This is a genomic window from Kribbella sp. NPDC059898 (assembly GCF_042730855.1).
Taxonomy (GTDB): domain Bacteria; phylum Actinomycetota; class Actinomycetes; order Propionibacteriales; family Kribbellaceae; genus Kribbella.
The window spans coordinates 354121-373478 of sequence record NZ_JBHWKR010000005.1 but is presented as its reverse complement, the minus strand read 5'-3'; the positions used below and the strand labels follow the sequence as shown (position 1 = coordinate 373478).

The 19358-nt window shown below is 70.0% G+C and carries 17 protein-coding genes; 13 read left to right on the top strand and 4 right to left on the bottom strand.

The window, feature by feature from the left end:
- Positions 1-30: 30 nt before the first annotated feature.
- On the bottom strand, positions 31-1095 hold the full coding sequence (locus ACFV9C_RS18910) for a LacI family DNA-binding transcriptional regulator (RefSeq protein ID WP_380195205.1): 1065 nt from the start codon (positions 1093-1095) through the stop codon (positions 31-33).
- Between the two features lie 68 nt (positions 1096-1163).
- Here ACFV9C_RS18910 and ACFV9C_RS18905 point away from each other — a divergent pair, with 68 nt between their 5' ends.
- Positions 1164-2963: a glycosyl hydrolase family 28-related protein gene (locus ACFV9C_RS18905; protein ID WP_380195203.1), complete on the top strand. Its 1800-nt coding sequence runs from the start codon at positions 1164-1166 to the stop codon at positions 2961-2963.
- Positions 2964-2993: 30 nt separating this feature from the next.
- On the opposite strand, the gene ACFV9C_RS18900 is transcribed toward ACFV9C_RS18905, so the two are convergent.
- Complete coding sequence (locus ACFV9C_RS18900; RefSeq protein ID WP_380195202.1) at positions 2994-4418, bottom strand: beta-N-acetylhexosaminidase; 1425 nt, start codon at positions 4416-4418, stop codon at positions 2994-2996.
- A gap of 82 nt (positions 4419-4500) precedes the next feature.
- Here ACFV9C_RS18900 and ACFV9C_RS18895 point away from each other — a divergent pair, with 82 nt between their 5' ends.
- The 11 genes from ACFV9C_RS18895 to ACFV9C_RS18845 all read left to right on the top strand — a co-directional run bounded on the left by ACFV9C_RS18895 (position 4501) and on the right by ACFV9C_RS18845 (position 17213).
- Positions 4501-5700, top strand: a complete 1200-nt coding sequence (locus tag ACFV9C_RS18895) for an MFS transporter (protein ID WP_380195200.1) — start codon at positions 4501-4503, stop codon at positions 5698-5700.
- Positions 5701-5703: 3 nt separating this feature from the next.
- Positions 5704-6399, top strand: a complete 696-nt coding sequence (locus tag ACFV9C_RS18890; RefSeq protein ID WP_380195198.1) for a class I SAM-dependent methyltransferase — start codon at positions 5704-5706, stop codon at positions 6397-6399.
- Positions 6400-6489: 90 nt separating this feature from the next.
- On the top strand, positions 6490-7041 hold the full coding sequence (locus ACFV9C_RS18885; RefSeq protein WP_380195196.1) for a hypothetical protein: 552 nt from the start codon (positions 6490-6492) through the stop codon (positions 7039-7041).
- Positions 7031-8281 (top strand): ABC transporter substrate-binding protein, encoded by a 1251-nt coding sequence (locus ACFV9C_RS18880; RefSeq protein ID WP_380195194.1) that lies wholly within the window; start codon positions 7031-7033, stop codon positions 8279-8281. Before ACFV9C_RS18885 ends, ACFV9C_RS18880 begins: the two co-directional genes overlap by 11 nt.
- Complete coding sequence (locus ACFV9C_RS18875; RefSeq protein WP_380195193.1) at positions 8281-10053, top strand: ABC transporter permease subunit; 1773 nt, start codon at positions 8281-8283, stop codon at positions 10051-10053. Before ACFV9C_RS18880 ends, ACFV9C_RS18875 begins: the two co-directional genes overlap by 1 nt.
- A complete protein-coding gene (locus ACFV9C_RS18870) occupies positions 10050-11321 on the top strand; it encodes a hypothetical protein (protein ID WP_380195191.1) in 1272 nt (423 codons plus the stop codon). The genes ACFV9C_RS18875 and ACFV9C_RS18870 overlap by 4 nt, the downstream gene beginning before the upstream one ends.
- A gap of 9 nt (positions 11322-11330) precedes the next feature.
- Entirely contained in the window at positions 11331-12731 is a 1401-nt protein-coding gene (gene radA / locus ACFV9C_RS18865) for a DNA repair protein RadA (protein WP_380195189.1), read from the top strand.
- A gap of 109 nt (positions 12732-12840) precedes the next feature.
- Complete coding sequence (locus tag ACFV9C_RS18860; protein WP_380195187.1) at positions 12841-13788, top strand: beta-ketoacyl-ACP synthase III; 948 nt, start codon at positions 12841-12843, stop codon at positions 13786-13788.
- 169 nt (positions 13789-13957) lie between these two features.
- Positions 13958-15052: a DNA integrity scanning diadenylate cyclase DisA gene (gene disA, locus ACFV9C_RS18855; RefSeq protein WP_380195185.1), complete on the top strand. Its 1095-nt coding sequence runs from the start codon at positions 13958-13960 to the stop codon at positions 15050-15052.
- A gap of 107 nt (positions 15053-15159) precedes the next feature.
- Positions 15160-15732 (top strand): PadR family transcriptional regulator, encoded by a 573-nt coding sequence (locus ACFV9C_RS18850; RefSeq protein WP_380195183.1) that lies wholly within the window; start codon positions 15160-15162, stop codon positions 15730-15732.
- Positions 15708-17213 carry a DHA2 family efflux MFS transporter permease subunit gene (locus ACFV9C_RS18845; protein ID WP_380195181.1) on the top strand — a complete coding sequence of 502 codons (1506 nt, stop codon included), beginning with the start codon at positions 15708-15710 and terminating at the stop codon, positions 17211-17213. The genes ACFV9C_RS18850 and ACFV9C_RS18845 overlap by 25 nt, the downstream gene beginning before the upstream one ends.
- Here the strand turns inward: ACFV9C_RS18845 and ACFV9C_RS18840 are convergent, their stop codons facing one another.
- Entirely contained in the window at positions 17214-17882 is a 669-nt protein-coding gene (locus ACFV9C_RS18840; RefSeq protein WP_380195180.1) for a hypothetical protein, read from the bottom strand.
- 66 nt (positions 17883-17948) lie between these two features.
- Here ACFV9C_RS18840 and ACFV9C_RS18835 point away from each other — a divergent pair, with 66 nt between their 5' ends.
- Entirely contained in the window at positions 17949-18797 is an 849-nt protein-coding gene (locus ACFV9C_RS18835) for an A/G-specific adenine glycosylase (protein ID WP_380195178.1), read from the top strand.
- Here the strand turns inward: ACFV9C_RS18835 and ACFV9C_RS18830 are convergent.
- On the bottom strand, positions 18779-19210 hold the full coding sequence (locus tag ACFV9C_RS18830) for a GNAT family N-acetyltransferase (protein WP_380195176.1): 432 nt from the start codon (positions 19208-19210) through the stop codon (positions 18779-18781). The two genes, ACFV9C_RS18835 and ACFV9C_RS18830, sit on opposite strands and share 19 nt — an antisense overlap.
- Positions 19211-19358 lie beyond the last annotated feature (148 nt).

The window sequence follows — 19358 nt, the reverse complement described above, 5'->3', positions numbered from 1 at the left end:
GCCTTCACCAAGAATTGGTTACCGCGGCAGCTACTTCCGTAACAAGTATCGGACACCGACCGGCAGCACGAGTTGCCGCGGCGGCCCGGCCGGACCGGTGATGCGCTCGATCAGCAGCTCGGTGGCGCGCCGCCCCAGCTCCCCCGACGGCAGCACCGCCTCCCCCGCGAGCGGCAGCGTCTCGTACGGCCCCGAGTCGTCCATGCACGCCAACTGCACATCCTCCGGCACCCGAACCCCGAGCACCATCAAGTCGTGCGCCACCGCCGCGAGCACATACCCGTTGGCACACAGCAGCACCGTCGGCGGCTCCGGCGAACTCAGCAACCCGGACAGCAACGTACGACGCCGCCGCTCCTCCAGCGGTTCGTACGGACGGAGCGCGGTGAGGTCCGGCCGGATCGCCAGACCGGCCGCGCGCAGCGCCTGCAGATGACCGGCCTGGCGATCGGTCACGCTGGTGCACTCCGTCTCGCCCCACAGCGTCGCGATCCGTTCGTGCCCGGCCTCGATCAGCTGCGCGGTGATCCGCAGCCCGAGGTCGGTGTTGTCCGCGACCACCGCGTCGGTCGGTACGTCGGGACGGTACCGGTCGATCATCACCAGCGGCACCCGCTGCCGCCGTACCTCCGCGAACACCTCGGGATGCGCGCGCCCCTGCACCGGATACAGCAGGATGCCGTCGACGCCGTGGCCGAGCGCCCGGCGCAGCGCGCCCTCCTCGCGCTCGGTCGAGTCGGCCGAGTTCTGCAGGGCGAGCTGGTACCCGCGGTCCGCGCAGACCTCCTCGGCCGCGGCCAGGATGTTCGCCAAATGCGGACCCCGCAGCCCGTGCAGCCCGTTGACGATGCACGCGATCACACCGGATCGCGGCGCCCGCCGTCGCGCCGGCGCGACGAACGTCCCGACCCCGCGGCGCCGGACCAGCACGCCCTCGGCGACCAGGTCGTTCAGCGCCCGGACCGCGGTGATCGAGCTGACGCCGAACCGCTCGCACACCTCCCGCTGGGTGACGAACGGCTCCGCCGGATCGAACCGCCCGGCGGCGATCTCGTCGGTCAGCGCCTGCTTGATCTGCTGATACAGCGGCGCCATTCCCACATCCCCCGATCGGGTTTAACATACTAAGCAAAGTTAATATATCAAACTCGTGAGGTGAACCGATGCACCACGACCGCCCCCGTCGCCGTACGACGTACCTGGTGTCCGCCGCCCTGGTCCTGGCCATTGCCCCAGGCAACCAAACCCCCGCGACCGCCGCCCCGAAACCGCTCGCCGGCGCCACCCTCCCGTTCGTCACGCTCGAGGCCGAGAGCGGCACCCTCGGCGGCGCCGCCACGGCCCGGAGGATCACTCCAGGTACGACGGTGCCGACCACCGCGACGCTCGAACTCGAGGCCTCCGGCTACGGACTCGCCGAGCTGAAGAACACCGGCGACTCCGTGACCCTGCGCAACACCACGGGCAAGCCGGCGAACACCCTCGTCGTCCGCGCCTCGCTGCCCGACACCGCGACCGGCGGCGGCATCACCGCGCCGATCGCGCTGTACGTGAACGGCACCTTCCGGCAGAACATCACGCTCAGCTCTACCCAGGCCTGGTACTACCAGAACTCGACCACCAACCCCGACGACCCGAAGGGCGGCGGCCGCGCCTTCCACTTCTACAACGAGTTCCCGGTCTGGGTGAGCGGCGCAGCGATCGCACCCGGCAGCACGATCACGTTCCGCAAGGACGCCTCCAGTACGTCGCCGGTGTACGACCTGGACTCCGTCGACCTGGAGAACGCCCCGGCCGCGCTGACCCAGCCGGCCAACTCGCTGTCGATCGTGTCGTACGGCGCGGATCCGACGACCGCGACCGACTCGACGGTCGCGATCCAGAACGCGGTGAAGGACGCGAAGGCGCAGGGCAAGTCGGTGTGGATCCCACCGGGCAAGTACCTGACGAACAGCCTGGCGCCGGCCCCGCTCGACTTCACCGGCGTGAAGGTGCAGGGCGCCGGCATGTGGCACACCACGCTGTACCGGCGGGTGCCACTGGCGCCGACGACGAGCGGCTGGCGGTCGCAGATCCTGGTGGGCTCAGGCACCACGGTCTCCGACCTGCAGGTCGACACGAACGCGATCTACCGCGGCATCGGCGGCCCTGGTGGGGACGACTACGGCTTCAACGCGAGCGGCGCCGGCGGCTGGCTGATCGACCACGTCTGGACCCGGCACACCGACGCGAACTGGCTGTCCGGCACGAACGGCGTACTCCAGAACAGCCGTACGGCGGACAGCTACGGCGACGGGTTCAACGCCAACAACAGCAACACCCCGAACCCGGACAAGCTCGGCCACAACCTCACGATCCGGAACAGCTTCGCCCGCGGCACCGGCGACGACGCGTTCGCGACGTACTCCGACGCCGGTGCGAACGGGGCCAACGGCCAGATGACCGGCACGAAGATCCTGAACAACACCGCGGTCGCGCCGTACTGGGCGAACGGCATCCGGATCGCCGGCGGCAAGGACGTCGAGGTCCGCGACAACCTGGTGAACACCGTCTCGTCGAACAGTGCGATGGAGATCAGCATCTTCGGCGATACCGGGCAGCCGCTCGAGTCGGCGACGATCACCGGCAACGTACTGATCGGTGGCGGCGGCTGGAACGGCGTCCGGCACGGTGTCCGGATCGGGTCGCCCGCACCGACCTCGCTGTTCCCGAACGCGTACAGCAACGTGACGATGAGCGGGAACACCTTGCGCGGCTCGCTGCGGGCCGGCCTGTTCATCGACCGGACGTTCGTGCACGCGTCGCTCACCGACACCACGATCGACGGCCCGGCCAACCAGGGCGTGCTGATCAACTCCGGCGTCACCGGTACCGGAACCTTCACCCGCACCACCACGAAGAACCTGCGGCCGGGGCAGGTGGCGTTCCTGAACGGCTCGCCGACTAGCTTCACCACGGACTGACCAGGTGGGGGCTCTCGGGCCCCCACCACCTCAGTCCAGCGGGCGGTAGTTCACGCCGACCTTCTCGATCCGCTGCAGGTGCGGCCGGAGCCGGGCCAGGAACTCGTCGTACGACGTCCGCGGCGAGCCCCACGCCCGCTCGGCGAAGGCGGACAGCCGGGGCAGGAGCATGTACCCGACCTGCTCCGGGCCTTCCATGTACTCGGTCCAGATCTGGCACTGCGTCCCCACGATCAACGCCTGTTCCGCCGCCGACAGCCCATCCGGGACGACCTCGAAGTCGTACACCTTCCGCAGCGGGATGTCGCCGCCGATCGCCAGCGGCTCGGTCGCCGGGTCGCCCTGGTAGTAGTCGAAGTACACCGACTCGCACGGCGCCATCACGACCTCGTGGCCGGCCTTCGCCGCGACCACGCCGCGCTGCGCGCTCCGCCACGCCATGATGACCGCGTCCTTCGGGCAGTCGGTCTCGACCATCTCGTCCCAGCCGACCAGCCGCCGCCCTTGCTCGGCCAGCACCTCCGCGACCTGCGCGGTGAACCACCCCTGCAACTGCCCGGGCTCGTCCAGCCCGAGGTCTGCCTGCCTTTTCCCGGCCTCCTCCGACGAGGCCCACTGCACCGACGGGCACTCGTCCCCGCCGAGGTGGACGTACGGCGACGGGAAGATCTCCAGCACCTCCCGCAGCACCGTCTTCACGAACTCGACCGTCGCGTCGTTCACGTTCAGCACGTCCTCGCTGATGCCCCAGTAGGGCCGCACGCTCAACTGCTGGTCCGGATGGTTCCCGAGCTCCGGGTACGCCGTGATCGCCGCCTGCATGTGCCCCGGTAGGTCGATCTCGGGGACGACCGTGACGCCTCGCTCCGCGGCGTACGCGACGATCTCGCGGAGCTCGTCCTTGGTGTAGAACCCGCCGTGCCGGGTGCCGTCGTACTCGAACTCGGTCTGGCCGGGCGTCATCTTCCCGACCATCGTGTGCTCGCGCCACGCGCCGACCTCGGTGAGCTTCGGGTACGCCGCGATCTCGACCCGCCAGCCCTGGTCGTCGGTGAGGTGGAAGTGCAGCACGTTCAGCCGGTGCAGGGCGAGGACGTCGATGACCTTGAGCACGAACTCCTTCGGCATGAAGTGCCGCGCGACGTCGAGCATCATCCCCCGCCACCCGAACCGCGGCGCGTCCGCGACGTGCGCCAGCGGTACGGCGACCTGCCCGTCCGCGGCCGGTTCGGCAGCCTCGACGAGCTGCGCGTCCGTCGTCTCCGCGTGCCGCAGCGCGTCCTCGGAACCGGCCGTCAACCGGGCACCGTCGACGCTCACCTCTATGCGGTACTCGGTCGCGCCGAGGTTCTCGACCACGTCCCGGACGGCGTCGGCGATCGGATCGGCGGTGAGCCATCGGCCTTCGTGGACGGTGAGTTCACGCGGGGCAGGAACGATCGCGATCTCTGGCATCGGGACTCTCCAACGGGTCGAGTTACGTCAGGACGATTCTATATAAGCGGCTTCCGTGTCAGGTTCATGAGAGGGTTTGCCCGTGACAAACGAGCGGCAGCGGTCAACTCTGCGGGTTCTGGTGGCCAGCAACGCCCTCGGCGGTGTCGCCACCGCGAGCGGTTTCGCGGTAGCCGCCCTCCTAGCCGAAAACGTCTCCGGCTCCACGTCACTGGCAGGCCTGGTCGCCACCTCCACGACTCTGGGCGCCGCCGTCCTCGCCGTACCCCTGGCGGGCCTGGCCAGGTCCCACGGTCGTAGAGTCTCGCTGACCCTCGGTTATCTGATCGCGTTCGTGGGTGCCTTGCTGACCATCCTCGCGGCACAACTGGGCTCGCTCGCCCTGCTGCTGGCCGCGGGTTGCCTGTTCGGCAGCGGCTCGGCCTCGAACCTCCAGTCACGGTACGCCGCCACGGACAACGCCGAGCCCAGCAAGATCGCCCGTTCACTCGGGCTGGTCGTCTGGGCCACCACGATCGGCGTGATCGTCGGCCCGAACCTGACCGGCGTCGGCGGCTCGATCGGCAGCAAGCTGGGCATCCTGACCCTGGCCGGCCCGTACGTGTTCTCGGTGGTTGCCTTCGGCCTCAGTGCGCTCACCGTGTGGGCGGGCATGCGCAGCCAGGTGCGCCCAGACAAGGTGGAGCGTCAACCGTTGGCGGAGACGTTCCGCCGGGTCGTGAGCATCCCGCATGCGCGGCTGGGCCTGCTGGCGATCGCCACGGCGCACGCGGTGATGGTCGGCGTGATGTCGATGACCTCGGTCCACCTGCGGCACCACGGTGCTTCGCTGACCATCGTCGGCTTCGTCATCAGCGGTCACGTGGCCGGTATGTACGCCCTGTCCCCGGTGACCGGCTGGCTGGCGGACCGGCTCGGCCGCATCCCCACGATCGGCATCGGCCTGGGCATCCTGGCCGTGGCGATGACACTGGCCGCGGTGGCGCCTGACGACGCACACGCACTCACCGGGCTGGCGCTGTTCACCCTCGGCCTCGGCTGGTCCGCCTGTCTGGTCGCGGGCTCCACGTTGCTGTCCCGGTCGGTCCCGGACGAGATCCGTACGTCGGCACAGGGCCTGTCCGACCTGACGATGGGCATCCTGGCTTCCCTTTCGGGCACAGCTGCCGGGCCGGTGCTGGCCCACCTCGGCTTCCACTGGCTGGCGGTCTTCTGCGGCATCCTGCTCGTCCCGGCGGCGCTCCTCGCGGCCACCACCAAGCAGGCGATGGCTAGGGTCTGACGGGTGAGCATCGCGGAAGGCGGGATCCCGAGCCCGAACATCTGGCAGCACCCGAAGGTGTACGAGCTCGAGAACCGGGCGGTCGATCCGAACGGCGTGGTCGAGCCGGCGATGCTGGCGATCCGGGACTGGGCCGGCGGGACCGTGCTGGACATCGGCTGCGGTACCGGGTTCTACCTGCCGATGTTCGCGCGGACGGCGTCCCAGGTCGTCGGCGTCGAGCCGCACGGCGGCCTCGCGGAGGCGGCACGGCGGCGTACCCGGGCGTTGCCGAACATCGAAGTACGGCAGGGATCGGCGCAGCGGTTGCCGGTGCCGGACGCGTCGGTAGACGTGATGCACGCGCGCTGGGCGTACTTCTTCGGGCCGGGGTGCGAGCCCGGGCTGACCGAGCTGGACCGGGTGATGCGCCGCGGCGGGACGGCGTTCGTGATCGACAACGACGGCAGCCGGTCGACGTTCGGGCAGTGGTTCAGTACGTCGTACCCGATGATCAAGGCGCCGGTGGTGGAGCGGTTCTGGGCGGACCGCGGCTGGCAGCGGACACGGCTGGACATGGGCTGGCGGTTCGAGAGCCGGGCCGATCTGGAGGCGGTGGTGAAGATCGAGTTCACGCCCAAGGACGCCCGCCGGATCCTGGCCGCGCACACGGGTGTCGAGGTCGACTACGCGATCAACCTGTGGAGCCGCAGTTACTGAGCGACACCCTGTTGCCTGCGAGGGGCCCTTGCTCCCCATAGGGTTGACGAACCGACTCGACGGGGCAGTCTTGGGAGGCGCCGGGCACAGATGGACGGACTGCTGCTCGAACGCGTGCCGGGGTTGCCGGAGCGACTCAGGATCGACGTAGGTGAGCAGCGTGCGGTGGTGGTGCCCCATGCGGCCGACCGTCGCAGGCTGGCGGACCTCCTGACCGGGCTGGACGATCCACCGCCCAACGCGATCGTCCTGGCCGGCGGTCCGGTCCGGCTGGTACCGGCCGAGGGCGGGCTGCTTCCCCACCTCACCGTGCTCGGCAACGTCGTACACGGCCACCTGACGACGCACTCGATCACCAAGCAGGCCGCCCGCGAGCAAAGCCGGGTACAGGCTGTCGGCTGTGGGCTTGAGGACGTACTGGACCGCTACCCGCACGAGATCACGCCAGGGCGTCGCCGGCTGACCGGTGTCGCCCGGGCGCTCGGCGCTTACCCGCGGGTGATCGTTTTGGAGGACGCGAACGGCCTACCGACCTGGGGCTCGCTCCTGTCGATCCGGCCCAATCCTGACCTCGCCTCGGTCGCCCTGCTGCTCATCACGACCAGCACGACCCGTACTACTGGATTCGACGATGCCGAGTAGCCGCAGAGCGTTCCTCGGAGCCGCAGCAACGCTGTTGCTGACCGGGTGCACGAGCGACGTACTAGGACTGCGCCGTGCCGTGCGTGTGGCCGTCAGCTGGAGCGGTGAGGAGCTACGCGCGTTCCACAAGGTCCTTGTCGGCCTAGGCTCGTTGAGCTACCCGGTGGAGGTCGTACCGCTCGGCGACGACATCTCGACTGCTTTCGACGCCCCCGCCGCCAGGAGGCCGGACGTGGTGATGCTGCCGCAGCCAGGGCTCGTACGAGAGCACTGGCAGGAGTTGGCACCGATGCCCGACGACCTCGCCCCGCACGGCCAGGTGAGACTGTGGCGCGACCTCCTGGTGCAGCGAGGGCAGACGTACGGCGTTCCGTTCAAGACGGCGCACAAGTCCGCTGTGTGGTACCGCCCGTCGGTGTTCCGGCAGGTCGGCGTACAGCCCCCGCAGCACTGGTCGGAGTGGCTGGAGTTGAACCGGACCCTGACGCAGGCCGGCATCACACCGCTGGCCCTGGGCGCAGGAGACGGCTGGGTGCTCACGGACTTCCTGGAGAACATCCTGCTGGGCATAGCGCCTTCGGTGTACGTCGGTCTCGCGATGGCGGAGCACCCGCGTCCGTCGCAGCAGCCGCAGTTCGCGGCCGCACTGCGGCTGCTGGGCACGATGTGGTCGGCGCCCGGCGCGCTGGCCGGCGGCGTGAAGGAGTCACTGGTCCAGCAGTTCCCGGACGCGCTGGTGGAGGTGTTCGGGCATCGCCGGGCCGCGATGGTGCTCGCGTCGGACTTCGCGGAGCCGGTGGTCCGCTCGTTCGCGGCGGATCCCGGCGACATCGAGCTCTTCACGTTCCCACCGATGTCCGCCGGGGCCGCCGCGCCGGTGGTCGTCGGCGGCGACGTGATGGTGCTGACGGCACCGAGCTCGGACGACTCGCGAGACCTGGTCCGACGGCTGACCGATCCCAAGGCGGTGGATCCGTGGATCGCCGAGGGCGGCTTCCTGGTCGACGGACGCACCACCGGGTACTCCCCCGAGCTCACCCGGCTCGCGGAGCAGCTCACGACGCCGGGCGAGCAGTTGCAGTTCGACCTGTCCGACCTGCTCGGTGCGCTCGGCGGCATCAACGGCCTGTGGCGGGTGCTGACGGACTTCCTGATCGCGGTGGGCGGCCGGGGCGCGGACGCCGTACCGGACGCGGTCGACACGGCGATGCGCGCGCTGCGGAAGGTGGAGACGAGCTGATGGGGCTGCACACGAACGGCCTGTCGCTCGAGGTGGTCGGCCGGGAGATCACCGGCCGCCCGGTGCAGGGCAAGCCGCGGCGGCCGGCCGGACCGTTCCTGCTCGGGTTGCCCGCGCTGCTGCTCAGCTGCGTACTGCTGATCCCGATCGGCGTCACCGTGGTGAAGGCGTTCGTCACGAACAAGCACTTCGGCTTCGGAAACTTCGCGGTGATCGGCGACCCTGGCGCGTTGCATGCTGTCGGCAACAGTCTTCTGTGGGTACTGATCGCCTTCGGTACGGTAGCCGTCGGGTTTTCCCTTGCGCTGTTGAGTTACCGACTGCCCGCGGTGACGACGTTGCTGCAGCCCGCGCTGGTGATTCCGTTCGCGGTCTCGGTGCTGGTGTCCGGCGCGACGTTCCGGATGATCTTCGACCCGACGCCGGAACGCGGAACGATCACGGCGATCTCGACCCGCCTGTTCGGCTCCAGCCCGGTGTGGCTGGGTCCTGGCCTGTTCTGGATCGTGCTGATGTCCGCGTTCGGCTGGACCTGGCTCGGGTACGTCGTGTCGCTGTTCCGCGCCGGTCTGGACGCCATACCCGACGACATGTCACGGACGCTCGCAGCCGAGGGCGTACGGGGCTGGAAACGCCTGTGGGCGTTGGAGATTCCACTACTGCGCCCGATCACGGGTGTGGTGACGCTGACGCTGGTCATTGCCGCTGTACGGGTGTTCGACCTGGTGCTGATCGTCGTACCGGGGTCCATGCAGCGGTCTGCCGACGTACTGGGGCTGAACTGGTGGCGGGCGTCCACCTCCAACGTGGACTCGGGCCGTACGGCGGCGTTGGGTGTCGTGCTGTTCGCGATCGTCGCGGCTGTCGGGCTGATCGGCCTACGCGGGCTCAGGCGTCGGCGCTGGGCGATGCCGGTGTCCGTCGTACCGCAGGAGCCGTCGTTGCGGAAGCCTCGGCCGCGGCGGGTGGTACGGCGGCTCGGCTGGTTCATCGGGTCGGCTGTGGCGCTGGTGTGGGTGTTTCCGGCGGTAGTACTGGTCGCCACGGCACTGCACTCGCCACGGGAGGCAGGGTTACGTGGCTGGTGGTCTCCGTCGGGTCTTGGGTTCTCCTCGTTCGCGGATGCGGCCAACGTCGGGTTGTTCCGGGCGATGTTGTCCACGCTGGTCATTGCCACGGCCGCAACCGCCGTACTGCTGGTGATTGCGGTGCCTACGGCGTACCTGGTCGCGTGGGGCGGTCTGCCGCCGCGGCTGGGACGGGTGGCGATGGCCGTGTTCGTCGTACTCGCTGTGACGCCTGTGCAGATGTACGCCGCTCCCTTGCGCGATGCGATCGACGCAGCCGGGCTGGCGGGGTCGCGGGTCGCGCTGGCGCTGGTACACGCGGCGGCCGGCCTGCCGTTCGCAGTACTGCTACTGCGGTCTGCCTTCGCGTCGGCACCGCCTGCTGTGGTGTCGGAAGCGTTGCAGGGGCCGGTGCGGCAGAGCGCAGTACTGGCTACTGTGCAGCGGACGTATAGGCCAGCAGTGATCGCTGTTGCGGTGTTGGAGTTCGCCCTGGTGTGGAACGACTTCATCGTTGGGTTCCTGATCAGTGGACCTGGTACGACGCCGCTCTCGTTGGTGCTGTGGGGTGAAGCGCGGCAGTTCTCCACGTCGAGCGGACCGGTCGCGGCCGCGGCCGTTGTCGCGTCCGTCGTACCCGTGGTGCTGTTGTTGTCCTTCTGGCGCACGGTCGTGCGTGGGCTGACCACAGGGAGCCGGCCGTGAGCGAGGAGGAGCGGGACGAGCCGTCGCGCGCCCAGGTGGTCCTACTGGCTGTCAGTGCTGTCGCATCCGGGTTGCTCACTGACCTGACGTCACAGCTGCTCAGCCAGAGCTTCAGCCAGGGCGGCATCGTGCCGTGGGTCGGTGGCTTCGTGACGCTGCTGCTGATGGTGGCCATCGTCTTGCGGCTCCTCGCGCGGGCCAAACAGGCCAGGCGGCGCCGACAGCTCAGTGTGGGTGAGCTGCATATCGCAGCGGAAGAGGCTGAGCAATGGATGGTCGCGCTCGGCAGCAACGCCGGCGGTATGGCCGCGGCAGAGTGGTTCACCCTGAACGAGGACAGGCTCTGGCAACTCTTAGCGGCCGAGAGCCCGCACAACGACGCCATCGACGACTTCGCTCGCATCTGCGACGCACTGGAGGCCTGGTATGTACGCCGTCCGCACCCGGAGGCGCTGCTCCAGCTCAGTGAGCTGCTGAGCGCGGCAGCCGAAGCAGCCGGCCGCCGGACCCTGTCCGAACTCGCGGCAGCCCGCGCGGCAACGGCGTACCGCATGCTGGGTGATCTCGACACGGCCAACGTGCGGCTGAGTGTCTCGGACAACATCGGCGCCAACGGGCGTACGGCGTTCGCGCTGAAGACACGGCGGCAGGTGGAGCGAGCCCTGGTGAACCTGGCCATCGCGGATCGCGCACCGGCCGGCAACGACCGCGACGAGGCCGTACTGAACGCACGGGACCGTCTGGACGAGGCCCGCCTCCGTCGGCCCGGCCCGGATCTGGCTGCTGATGTAGCGATCTCCATCAACCTGGCCGTCGTACACCTGTACCAGTACGACAGTGAAGGCGCCCTCGAACACCTGCGACCCGCACACGCCCACGCGACCGCGGCAGGCGACGTCAGCGGCGAGGCCCACGCCCTGGAGCTCATCGGCGTCGCCGCGTGGATGCAACGCAACCGCCACGAGGCCGTGAGCCGCTGGGAGCACGCCGCCGACCTGTACGCCGAGATCGACGAACGCGAAGGCCACGCCCGCTGTCTGCAGCACCTGGGCTCCGCGGAGGTCGCCGCCGGCAACCGCGAGACCGCCCTGCTGCTGCTCGAACAGAGCCGCGAACTGCGGACGTCCGAGAGCGAGATCCTGACCCGGTACCTCGACGCGGCCCAGCGGATCGCCGACGTACCGGAGGTCGACGACGACCCGCCGCACCGCAAGGCCGGGACCTGGCTGAAACGTGCCTTCAGACGTTTTGTCGGCGGTCTCAAATAGGTTGGGTCCATGGCGAAGGCGGCGACTCAGGCGAAGGGCAAATCGGCGTACGCGTGCTCGGAGTGCGGGTGGACGTCGGCGCGCTGGATCGGGCGGTGCGGCGAGTGCCAGGCGTGGGGCACGGTCGCCGAGGTGGGTGCGCCGAAGGCCGCCCGGATCACCGCCGGGCCGGTGTCCTCGCCGGCGATGCCGATCGCCAAGGTGTCCGCGATCGAGGCCGAGTCGCGGCCGACCGGGATCGGCGAGCTGGACCGGGTGCTCGGCGGCGGAGTCGTGCCGGGCGCGGTGATCCTGCTCGCGGGCGAGCCCGGTGTCGGCAAGTCCACGCTGCTGCTCGAGGTCGCGGCGCAGTCCGCCCGCGGTGGCCAGCGGACGCTGTACGTGTCCGGCGAGGAGTCGGCCGCCCAGGTGCGGCTGCGCGCCGGCCGGACCGACGCCCTCGTCGACGACCTGTACCTGGCCGCCGAGACCGACCTGGGCGCGGTCGTCGGCCAGGTCGACGCGGTCGAGCCGACGTTCCTGGTGATCGACTCCGTGCAGACGATGGCGCATCCCGAGGTCGACGGTGCGCCCGGCGGCGTGACCCAGGTCCGCGAGGTGACCGGCGCGCTGGTCCGGCTGGCGAAGGAGCGGCACATCGCGGTCGTCCTGGTCGGCCACGTGACGAAGGACGGCGCCATCGCCGGGCCGCGGATGCTCGAGCACCTGGTCGACGTCGTGCTGGCGTTCGACGGCGACCGGCACTCCGGGTTCCGGATGGTGCGCGCGACCAAGAACCGGTTCGGCCCGTCCGACGAGGTCGGCTGCTTCGACATGGTCGACACCGGCATCGTCGAGGTCACCGATCCGACCGGGCTGTTCGTCTCCGAGCACGCCGAGCCGGTCGCCGGGACGTGCGTGACCGTGATGATGGAGGGCCGCCGGCCGCTGCTGGCCGAAGTACAGGCGCTGGTCGGCCCGTCGGCCGCCCCACAACCCCGGCGTACGACGTCCGGGCTGGAATCGTCCCGGGTCGCGATGGTGCTCGCCGTGCTGGGCAACCGCGCCGGGCTGAAACTGACCGACCAGGAGGTGTATGTCGCGACCGTGGGCGGGGTGAAGATCACCGAGCCGGTCGCGGACCTGTCGGTGGCGATCGCGGTCGCGTCCTCGGTGATGGACAAGCCGATCCATCCCGGCCTGGTCGCGATCGGCGAGGTCGGCCTGGCCGGCGAGGTGCGCCGGGTCGGCGGCCTGGAGAAACGGCTCGCGGAGGCGGCCCGGCTCGGGTTCACCAAGGCGATCATCCCGGCCGACATCCCGAACCGCAGCCGCGAGGCGAAGCCGATGGACATCCAGAAGAAGTACGGCCTCCGCACCTTCGCCGCCCCCGACCTCCGCAGCGCCCTGAGCGCCGCCGGGCTGGCCTGACGGGCTTGTGTTCCCTGCCACAGGAGTGAGACAGGGGATCAACAGCAGCCGGTCCGGGAACGTACTCTGGGGGCGCCCCCACGCCCGACGAACCCGCAGGAGCAGGTAGATGACCGGATCCAGAGTTGTCGCGCTCGGCCACTACCAGCCCGAGCGGGTGCTCACCAACGCCGAGCTCGCCACCATGGTCGAGACCAACGACGAGTGGATCCAGAGCCGGGTCGGGATCCGCGAACGCCGGATCGCCGCGCCCGACGAGGCATGCGACGAGATGGCCTGGCGGGCCGCCGACAAGGCGATCGCGAACGCCGGCCTGGACGTCACCGAGATCGACTACGTGATCGTCGCCACCTGCACCGCGATCGACCGCTCGCCGAACATCGCGGCCCGGGTCGCCGCCCGGCTCGGCCTCGGCAACCCGGCCGCCATCGACCTGAACACCGCCTGCTCCGGGTTCGCGTACGCGCTGGCGACCGCGGACCAGGCGATCCGCGCCGGCGCCGCGACCAAGGCGATCGTGATCGGCGTCGAGAAGCTCAGCGACTGGACGGACTGGACCGACCGCACCACCTGCGTGCTGATCGGCGACGGCGCCGGAGCCGCAGTCGTGGTCGCGGACGACTCGGACGACGCTGCCGGTGTCGGCCCGGTGGTGTGGGGTTCGGTGCCGGAGATGTCCGACGCGGTCCGGATCGAGGGCCGCGAAGGCCCGTTCCAGCAGGAGGGTCTGAGCGTCTTCCGCTGGGCCACCACGCAGCTGCCGAAGATCGCCCAGCAGGTCTGCGAGAAGGCCGGCCTGAAGCCCGAGGAGCTCGGCGGCGTCGTCCTGCACCAGGCCAACCTGCGGATCATCGAGCCGCTCGCGAAGCGCCTCGGGGCGGTCAACGCGGTGGTCGCCAAGGACGTCGTGGAGTCCGGCAACACCTCGGCCGCGAGCATCCCGATCGCGCTGTCGAAGCTGGTCGAGAAGCGCGAGATCCCGTCCGGCGCGCCGGTGCTGCTGTTCGGATTCGGCGGCGGCCTGTCGTACGCCGGCCAGGTCATCCGCTGCCCCTGACGCCGCAGCCGTCGTACCGCGGGCCACAGGAATCTGGCACTGCACAGTCCGGATGCACGCGCGGGTGCACGCGCATCCGCCCGCTGAGGGCGGACCGCGGCTGCGGTTCGCGGCGAGTGTGCGGATATCCGCACAACTGCGTGCGCCGAACCGCATAGACTCAGGTTCCGTGGCGGCGAACACGGACAAGAACAGCCCCGGCGCCAAGCTGCGCGCGACGCTCGCGGCAGTGGCTCCCGGTACCGAACTACGCGAAGGCCTGGAACGAATTCTGCGGGGCCGGACCGGCGCGCTGATCGTGCTCGGTCACGACAAGGCCGTGGACGCGATCTCCACCGGCGGCTTCGAGATCGACGTCGAGTTCACCGCGACCGGGCTGCGGGAGCTCAGCAAGATGGACGGCGCGATCGTCCTCGACCGCGACGCGACCCGGCTGATCCGGGCGGCCGTGCACCTGATGCCGGACCCGGCGATCGCGACCCAGGAGACCGGCACCCGGCACCGCACCGCCGACCGCGTGCACCGGCAGACCGGCTTCCCGGTGATCTCGGTGTCGCAGTCGATGCACATCATCGCGCTGTACGTCGACGACCAGCGCTACGTGCTCGAGGACTCCGGCGCGATCCTGTCCCGGGCGAACCAGGCGCTCGCCACGCTGGAGCGCTACAAGCTCCGGCTGGACGAGGTGTCCGGCACGCTGTCCGCGCTGGAGATCGAGGACTTGGTCACGGTCCGGGACGTCGCCGCGGTCGCGCAACGGCTGGAGATGGTCCGCCGGATCGCCACCGAGATCGACGGGTACGTCGTCGAGCTCGGCACCGACGGCCGGCTGCTCACGCTGCAGCTGAACGAGCTCGTCGCGGGTGTCGCCGGCGAACGCGAACTGGTCGTCCGCGACTACCTCCCGCCGGCCACCGGGAAGCGCGCCAAGACCGCCGACGACGTACTGCTCGAGCTGGACGCGGTCAGCGCCACCGACCTGCTGGACATCGGCCAGGTCGCCCGGGCGCTGCAGATCGGCGGCGCCGAGCAGCTGGACGCGGCCGTCACGCCGCGCGGGTACCGGCTGCTGGCCAAGGTGCCGCGCCTGCCGGGCGCCGTGATCGACCGGCTGATCGACCACTTCGGTCACCTGCAGAAGTTGCTCGCGGCAAGCATCGACGACCTGCAGACGGTCGAGGGTGTCGGCGAGAACCGCGCCCGCACGGTCCGCGAGGGGCTGTCCCGACTGGCCGAGTCGAGCATCCTGGAACGGTACGTCTAAGCACTGAGAGTTACGTGGCGCCTCCGGTTCGTGAAAGGACCGGAGGCGTCTTGCGTTTCCGGCCGCGCAGGCGAATACTCCACATGGAACATTCCGTTGGGAGGATCATGGCCGAGCTCACCCCACTGGCGATCTCGGTGCTGGCGTTGCTGAACGAGCGGCCGATGCACGCGTACGAGATGTACCAACTGCTGCTGAGCCGTCACAACAACCGGATCGTGAAGACCCGGCCCGGCTCGCTCTACCACACCGTCGAGCGGCTGGCCGGCCAGCAGTACGTCCGGGCGATCGGCACCGAGCGGGCCGGCAACCGCCCGGAGCGGACGACGTACGAGATCACCCCGGAAGGGAACGAGGCACTGACCCGCCGGGTGGAGAGCGGGCTGGAGAACTTCGTCTACGAGTACCCGCTGTTCCCCGTGGTCCTGAGCGAGGCGCACAACCTCGAGGCCGACGACGCGGTACTGCGGCTCCGCCGCCGGGCGGACGACCTGGACAGCTGGCTGGCCGACGTCGACGAGGCGATCGGCCTGGCGCGGGCGTCCGGCGTACCCGAGCGGTACTGGATGGCCGCGGACTACGTCCGGGGCCAGATCGCGGCCGAGCGCGGATGGCTCGCCGACACCATCGAACGTATCGAGAGCAAGGAACTGGAATGGCTGTCCCGCAAGACACAGTGAGGCCGGAGATCCGGCCGTGGCCGGCGTTGTGGGCCCTGGTGCTCGGCTTCTTCATGATCCTGGTCGACTCGACCATCGTCTCGGTCGCCACCCCGGCGATCCTCGAGGACCTCGGATCGGACGTCGGCACGGTCGTCTGGGTGACCAGCGCGTACCTGCTCGCGTACGCCGTACCGCTGCTGATCACCGGGCGCCTCGGCGACCGGATCGGCCCGAAGAAGCTGTACCTGACCGGGCTGGCGCTGTTCACGCTCGCGTCGGTGTGGTGCGGCCTGACCAACTCGATCGAGCTGCTGATCGTGGCCCGGGTGTTCCAGGGCCTCGGCGCCTCGATGATGACGCCGCAGACGATGGCCGTCATCACCCGGATCTTCCCGCCGAACCAGCGCGGCCGGGCGATGAGCCTGTGGGGCGCGACCGCCGGCGTGGCGACGCTGGTCGGCCCGATCCTCGGCGGCGTGCTGGTCGACGGCCTCGGCTGGCAGTGGATCTTCTTCATCAACGCGCCGGTCGGCGTGGTCGGCTTCTTCCTGGCCCTGCGGCTGGTGCCGGACCTGCCGACCCACGAGCACAAGTTCGACCTGGTCGGCGTGGTGCTGAGCGCGGCCGGGCTGTTCCTGCTGGTGTTCGGGATCCAGGAGGGGCAGAAGTACAACTGGGGCACGATCACCGGCCCGATCTCGGTATGGGGGCTGATCATCGCCGGTGTCGTCGTACTCGCGGCCTTCGTGATCTGGCAGGCCCGCAACAAGGGCGAGCCGCTGCTGCCGCTCGGGTTGTTCAAGGACCGGAACTTCTCGCTGGCGAACGTCGCGATCACCACGGTCGGGTTCGCGATCACCGCGATGGCGTTCCCGCTGATGCTCTGGGCGCAGGCGGTCCGCGGGCTGTCGCCGACCCGGTCGGCGCTGCTGCTGGTCCCGATGGCGGTCATCTCCGGGGCGCTGGCGCCGTTCGTCGGCCGGCTGGTGGACCGGACGCCGCCGCGGTTCATCGCCGGGTTCGGGCTGGCGTGCTGTGCGGTGTCGATGTTCTGGATGAGCCAGGTGATCGAGCCCGACGTACCGATCTGGCACCTGCTGCTGCCGATCGCGCTGCTCGGGGTCGCGAACGGGTTCATGTGGGCACCGCTCGGTACGACGGCCACCCGGAACCTCCCGATGCACCAGGCCGGTGCGGGCGCCGGCGTCTACAACACGACGCGGCAGGTCGGCGCGGTGCTGGGCAGCGCGAGCATCGCCGTACTGATGGAGTCGCGGCTGGCGCACAACCTGCCCGGGATGAGCGGCGGCGGGTCGGCGGAGGGCTTCGCCGGCGGGCGACTGCCGGCGGTGGTACGGCAGGGATTCAGCGACTCGATGGCGCAGTCGCTCGTACTGCCCGCGCTGGTGCTGCTGATCGGGCTGGTCGCGGCGCTGCTGTTCACGGCACCGAGCCACCTGCGGAAGCAGCCGGAGACCGCTGCCGCTGAAGCGAACTGATCAGACGACCTGGAAGGCCTGGGCGCCCGACAGGCGGCCGTCGTACTCGGCCTTGACGACATAGGTTCCAGGCTTGGCCACCGGTTGACCCGGAAGACAGCCAGGCCTGGACCGGTGGCCGTCCCACGGCACCGTCACCGCGGACTGCTTGCCCTTGGCAACGACGAGGGTGGCGTTCTGGATCGCCTTCTCGCACTGCGAGGTGCTCCAGATCAGGTCCGTTCCGGACGTCACCGTGATCGTCAGGTTGTCGGTGGTCGCCTTGCAGCCGTCGCCGGACGGGGTCAGCTGGACGACGAAGTTCAGCATCGAGCCGGAGACGATCTTCCGGTTCGCCGGGAGGGCGGCGACGTTCAGATCGGTGCCCTTGCACGGGAGGTCCGTGGGTGGGGTGGTCTTGGTCGGCTTCGGCGTGGGGGTCTCGGTCGGCTTCTTGGTCGGCTTCGAGGACGTGGAGGCGGTCGGCGTCGTACTGGGGGCCGAGGCCGGCGGCGCGGTCGTCGGGTTCGGCCGCGGATCCGAGGCGGCCGCGTTCTGGGCGTCACCGCCGCCGCCGAACAGGTTCGAGATCAGGATGATCAGCACCACAACGACCGCGAGCACAAGTCCCCGGCGGAACCAGTACACGCTGGCGGGCAGGTGCCCGACCGGACGGAGCAGACTGCTCATGAAGCGCACTCTAATATCGGCACTGTGCTGGACCACTCAGGCTCGCCGTTAGCCCTCCATGACCGGGTGTTGGAGTGGTACGACGCCAACAAGCGGGTGCTGCCGTGGCGGGAACCCGGGGCCGGGGCGTGGGCGGTGATGGTCAGCGAGTTCATGCTGCAGCAGACGCCGGTCAACCGGGTGCTCCCGGCGTACCGACGGTGGCTGGAGCGGTGGCCGGCACCGGCAGACCTGGCCGCAGAGGCCCCTGGTGAGGCTGTGCGGGCCTGGGACCGGCTCGGGTACCCCCGGCGCGCCCTACGCCTGCACGCGGCCGCTCAGGCGATCGTGGAGCGTCACGGCGGCGAGGTCCCCGACGACCACGAGGCCCTGCTGGCGCTGCCCGGGGTCGGGACGTACACGGCGGCCGCGATCGCGTCGTTCGCCTTCGGCCAGCGGCACGCGGTCGTCGACACGAACGTACGGCGCGTCCTCGCCCGCTCGCTGACGGGTGTCGCGCAGCCGACTGTCTCCCCCACCGCCGCCGACCAGCGCCTCGCCGTCAGCGCCCTGCCCGCCGACGAACCGACCGCCGCCAAGTGGGCCGTCGCCTCGATGGAGCTCGGCGCACTGATCTGCACCGCCCGTACGCCGAACTGCGCGGACTGCCCGATCCGTTCGCAGTGTGCCTGGATCCTGGCCGGCAGCCCGCCGTACGACGGCCCGCCCCGCCGCGGCCAGACCTACGAAGGCACCGACCGCCAGGCCCGCGGCCGCCTCCTCGCGGTCCTCCGCGCCGCGTCCACGCCGGTCCCCAAGTCAGCCCTCGACGCCACCTGGCCGCACGCGCCCCAACGCGAACGCGCCCTCGACGGCCTCGTAGCCGACGGCCTGGTCGAACCCCTCGCCAACGCCCACTACCGCCTCCCGGCCTGACCGAACCGCCGGTATTCCGTGAACCCCTCGAACCCGAGCCGCTCGTAAACCGGCACCCCCATCACGGTCGCCTGCAGTACGACAACCTCGGCCCCCTGCTCGAACCCAGCACGAGCCACAGCAGCCGTCACCAGCCGCCCATACCCACGCCGCCGCGCCGCTGGACGGGTCGCAACCCAGTAGACCCCCGCCGTACGCCGACTGCGTACGGCCATCGCACACGCCACCGCCGTACCGTCCACGTAAGCGACCACCGTCGACGTCGCACGCAACACGTCGGCACTCGCAAACTGCGGAACGGCACCAACGTCGGCAACAACCTCGCGATGCACGGCAGCAAACCCGCCGACGTCCCCAGCAACCAACTCGACCTCGCCGGGCACCTCAAGCGCCGGCGCCGCACGCAGCGCCATCCCCACCGCCGTCGACCGAACCTGCAGCCCCTGTGCTTCAGCTGCGTCAGCGAGATCCTGGTCCCGATGGGTCGATGCCCGCAGAACCATCTCCCGCTGACGGGTTTGATTCCAACGTCCGTTGCCCCTCAGCCGTTCCTCACCAATA

Coding starts and splice junctions, on each gene's coding strand:
- ACFV9C_RS18910 (WP_380195205.1), bottom strand. CDS start 1,095: ATGGCGCCGCTGTATCAGCAGATCAAGCAGGCGCTGACCGACGAGATC.
- ACFV9C_RS18905 (WP_380195203.1), top strand. CDS start 1,164: ATGCACCACGACCGCCCCCGTCGCCGTACGACGTACCTGGTGTCCGCC.
- ACFV9C_RS18900 (WP_380195202.1), bottom strand. CDS start 4,418: ATGCCAGAGATCGCGATCGTTCCTGCCCCGCGTGAACTCACCGTCCAC.
- ACFV9C_RS18885 (WP_380195196.1), top strand. CDS start 6,490: ATGGACGGACTGCTGCTCGAACGCGTGCCGGGGTTGCCGGAGCGACTC.
- ACFV9C_RS18880 (WP_380195194.1), top strand. CDS start 7,031: ATGCCGAGTAGCCGCAGAGCGTTCCTCGGAGCCGCAGCAACGCTGTTG.
- ACFV9C_RS18875 (WP_380195193.1), top strand. CDS start 8,281: ATGGGGCTGCACACGAACGGCCTGTCGCTCGAGGTGGTCGGCCGGGAG.
- radA (WP_380195189.1), top strand. CDS start 11,331: ATGGCGAAGGCGGCGACTCAGGCGAAGGGCAAATCGGCGTACGCGTGC.
- ACFV9C_RS18860 (WP_380195187.1), top strand. CDS start 12,841: ATGACCGGATCCAGAGTTGTCGCGCTCGGCCACTACCAGCCCGAGCGG.
- ACFV9C_RS18850 (WP_380195183.1), top strand. CDS start 15,160: ATGGCCGAGCTCACCCCACTGGCGATCTCGGTGCTGGCGTTGCTGAAC.
- ACFV9C_RS18845 (WP_380195181.1), top strand. CDS start 15,708: ATGGCTGTCCCGCAAGACACAGTGAGGCCGGAGATCCGGCCGTGGCCG.
- ACFV9C_RS18840 (WP_380195180.1), bottom strand. CDS start 17,882: ATGAGCAGTCTGCTCCGTCCGGTCGGGCACCTGCCCGCCAGCGTGTAC.
- ACFV9C_RS18830 (WP_380195176.1), bottom strand. CDS start 19,210: ATGGCGCTGCGTGCGGCGCCGGCGCTTGAGGTGCCCGGCGAGGTCGAG.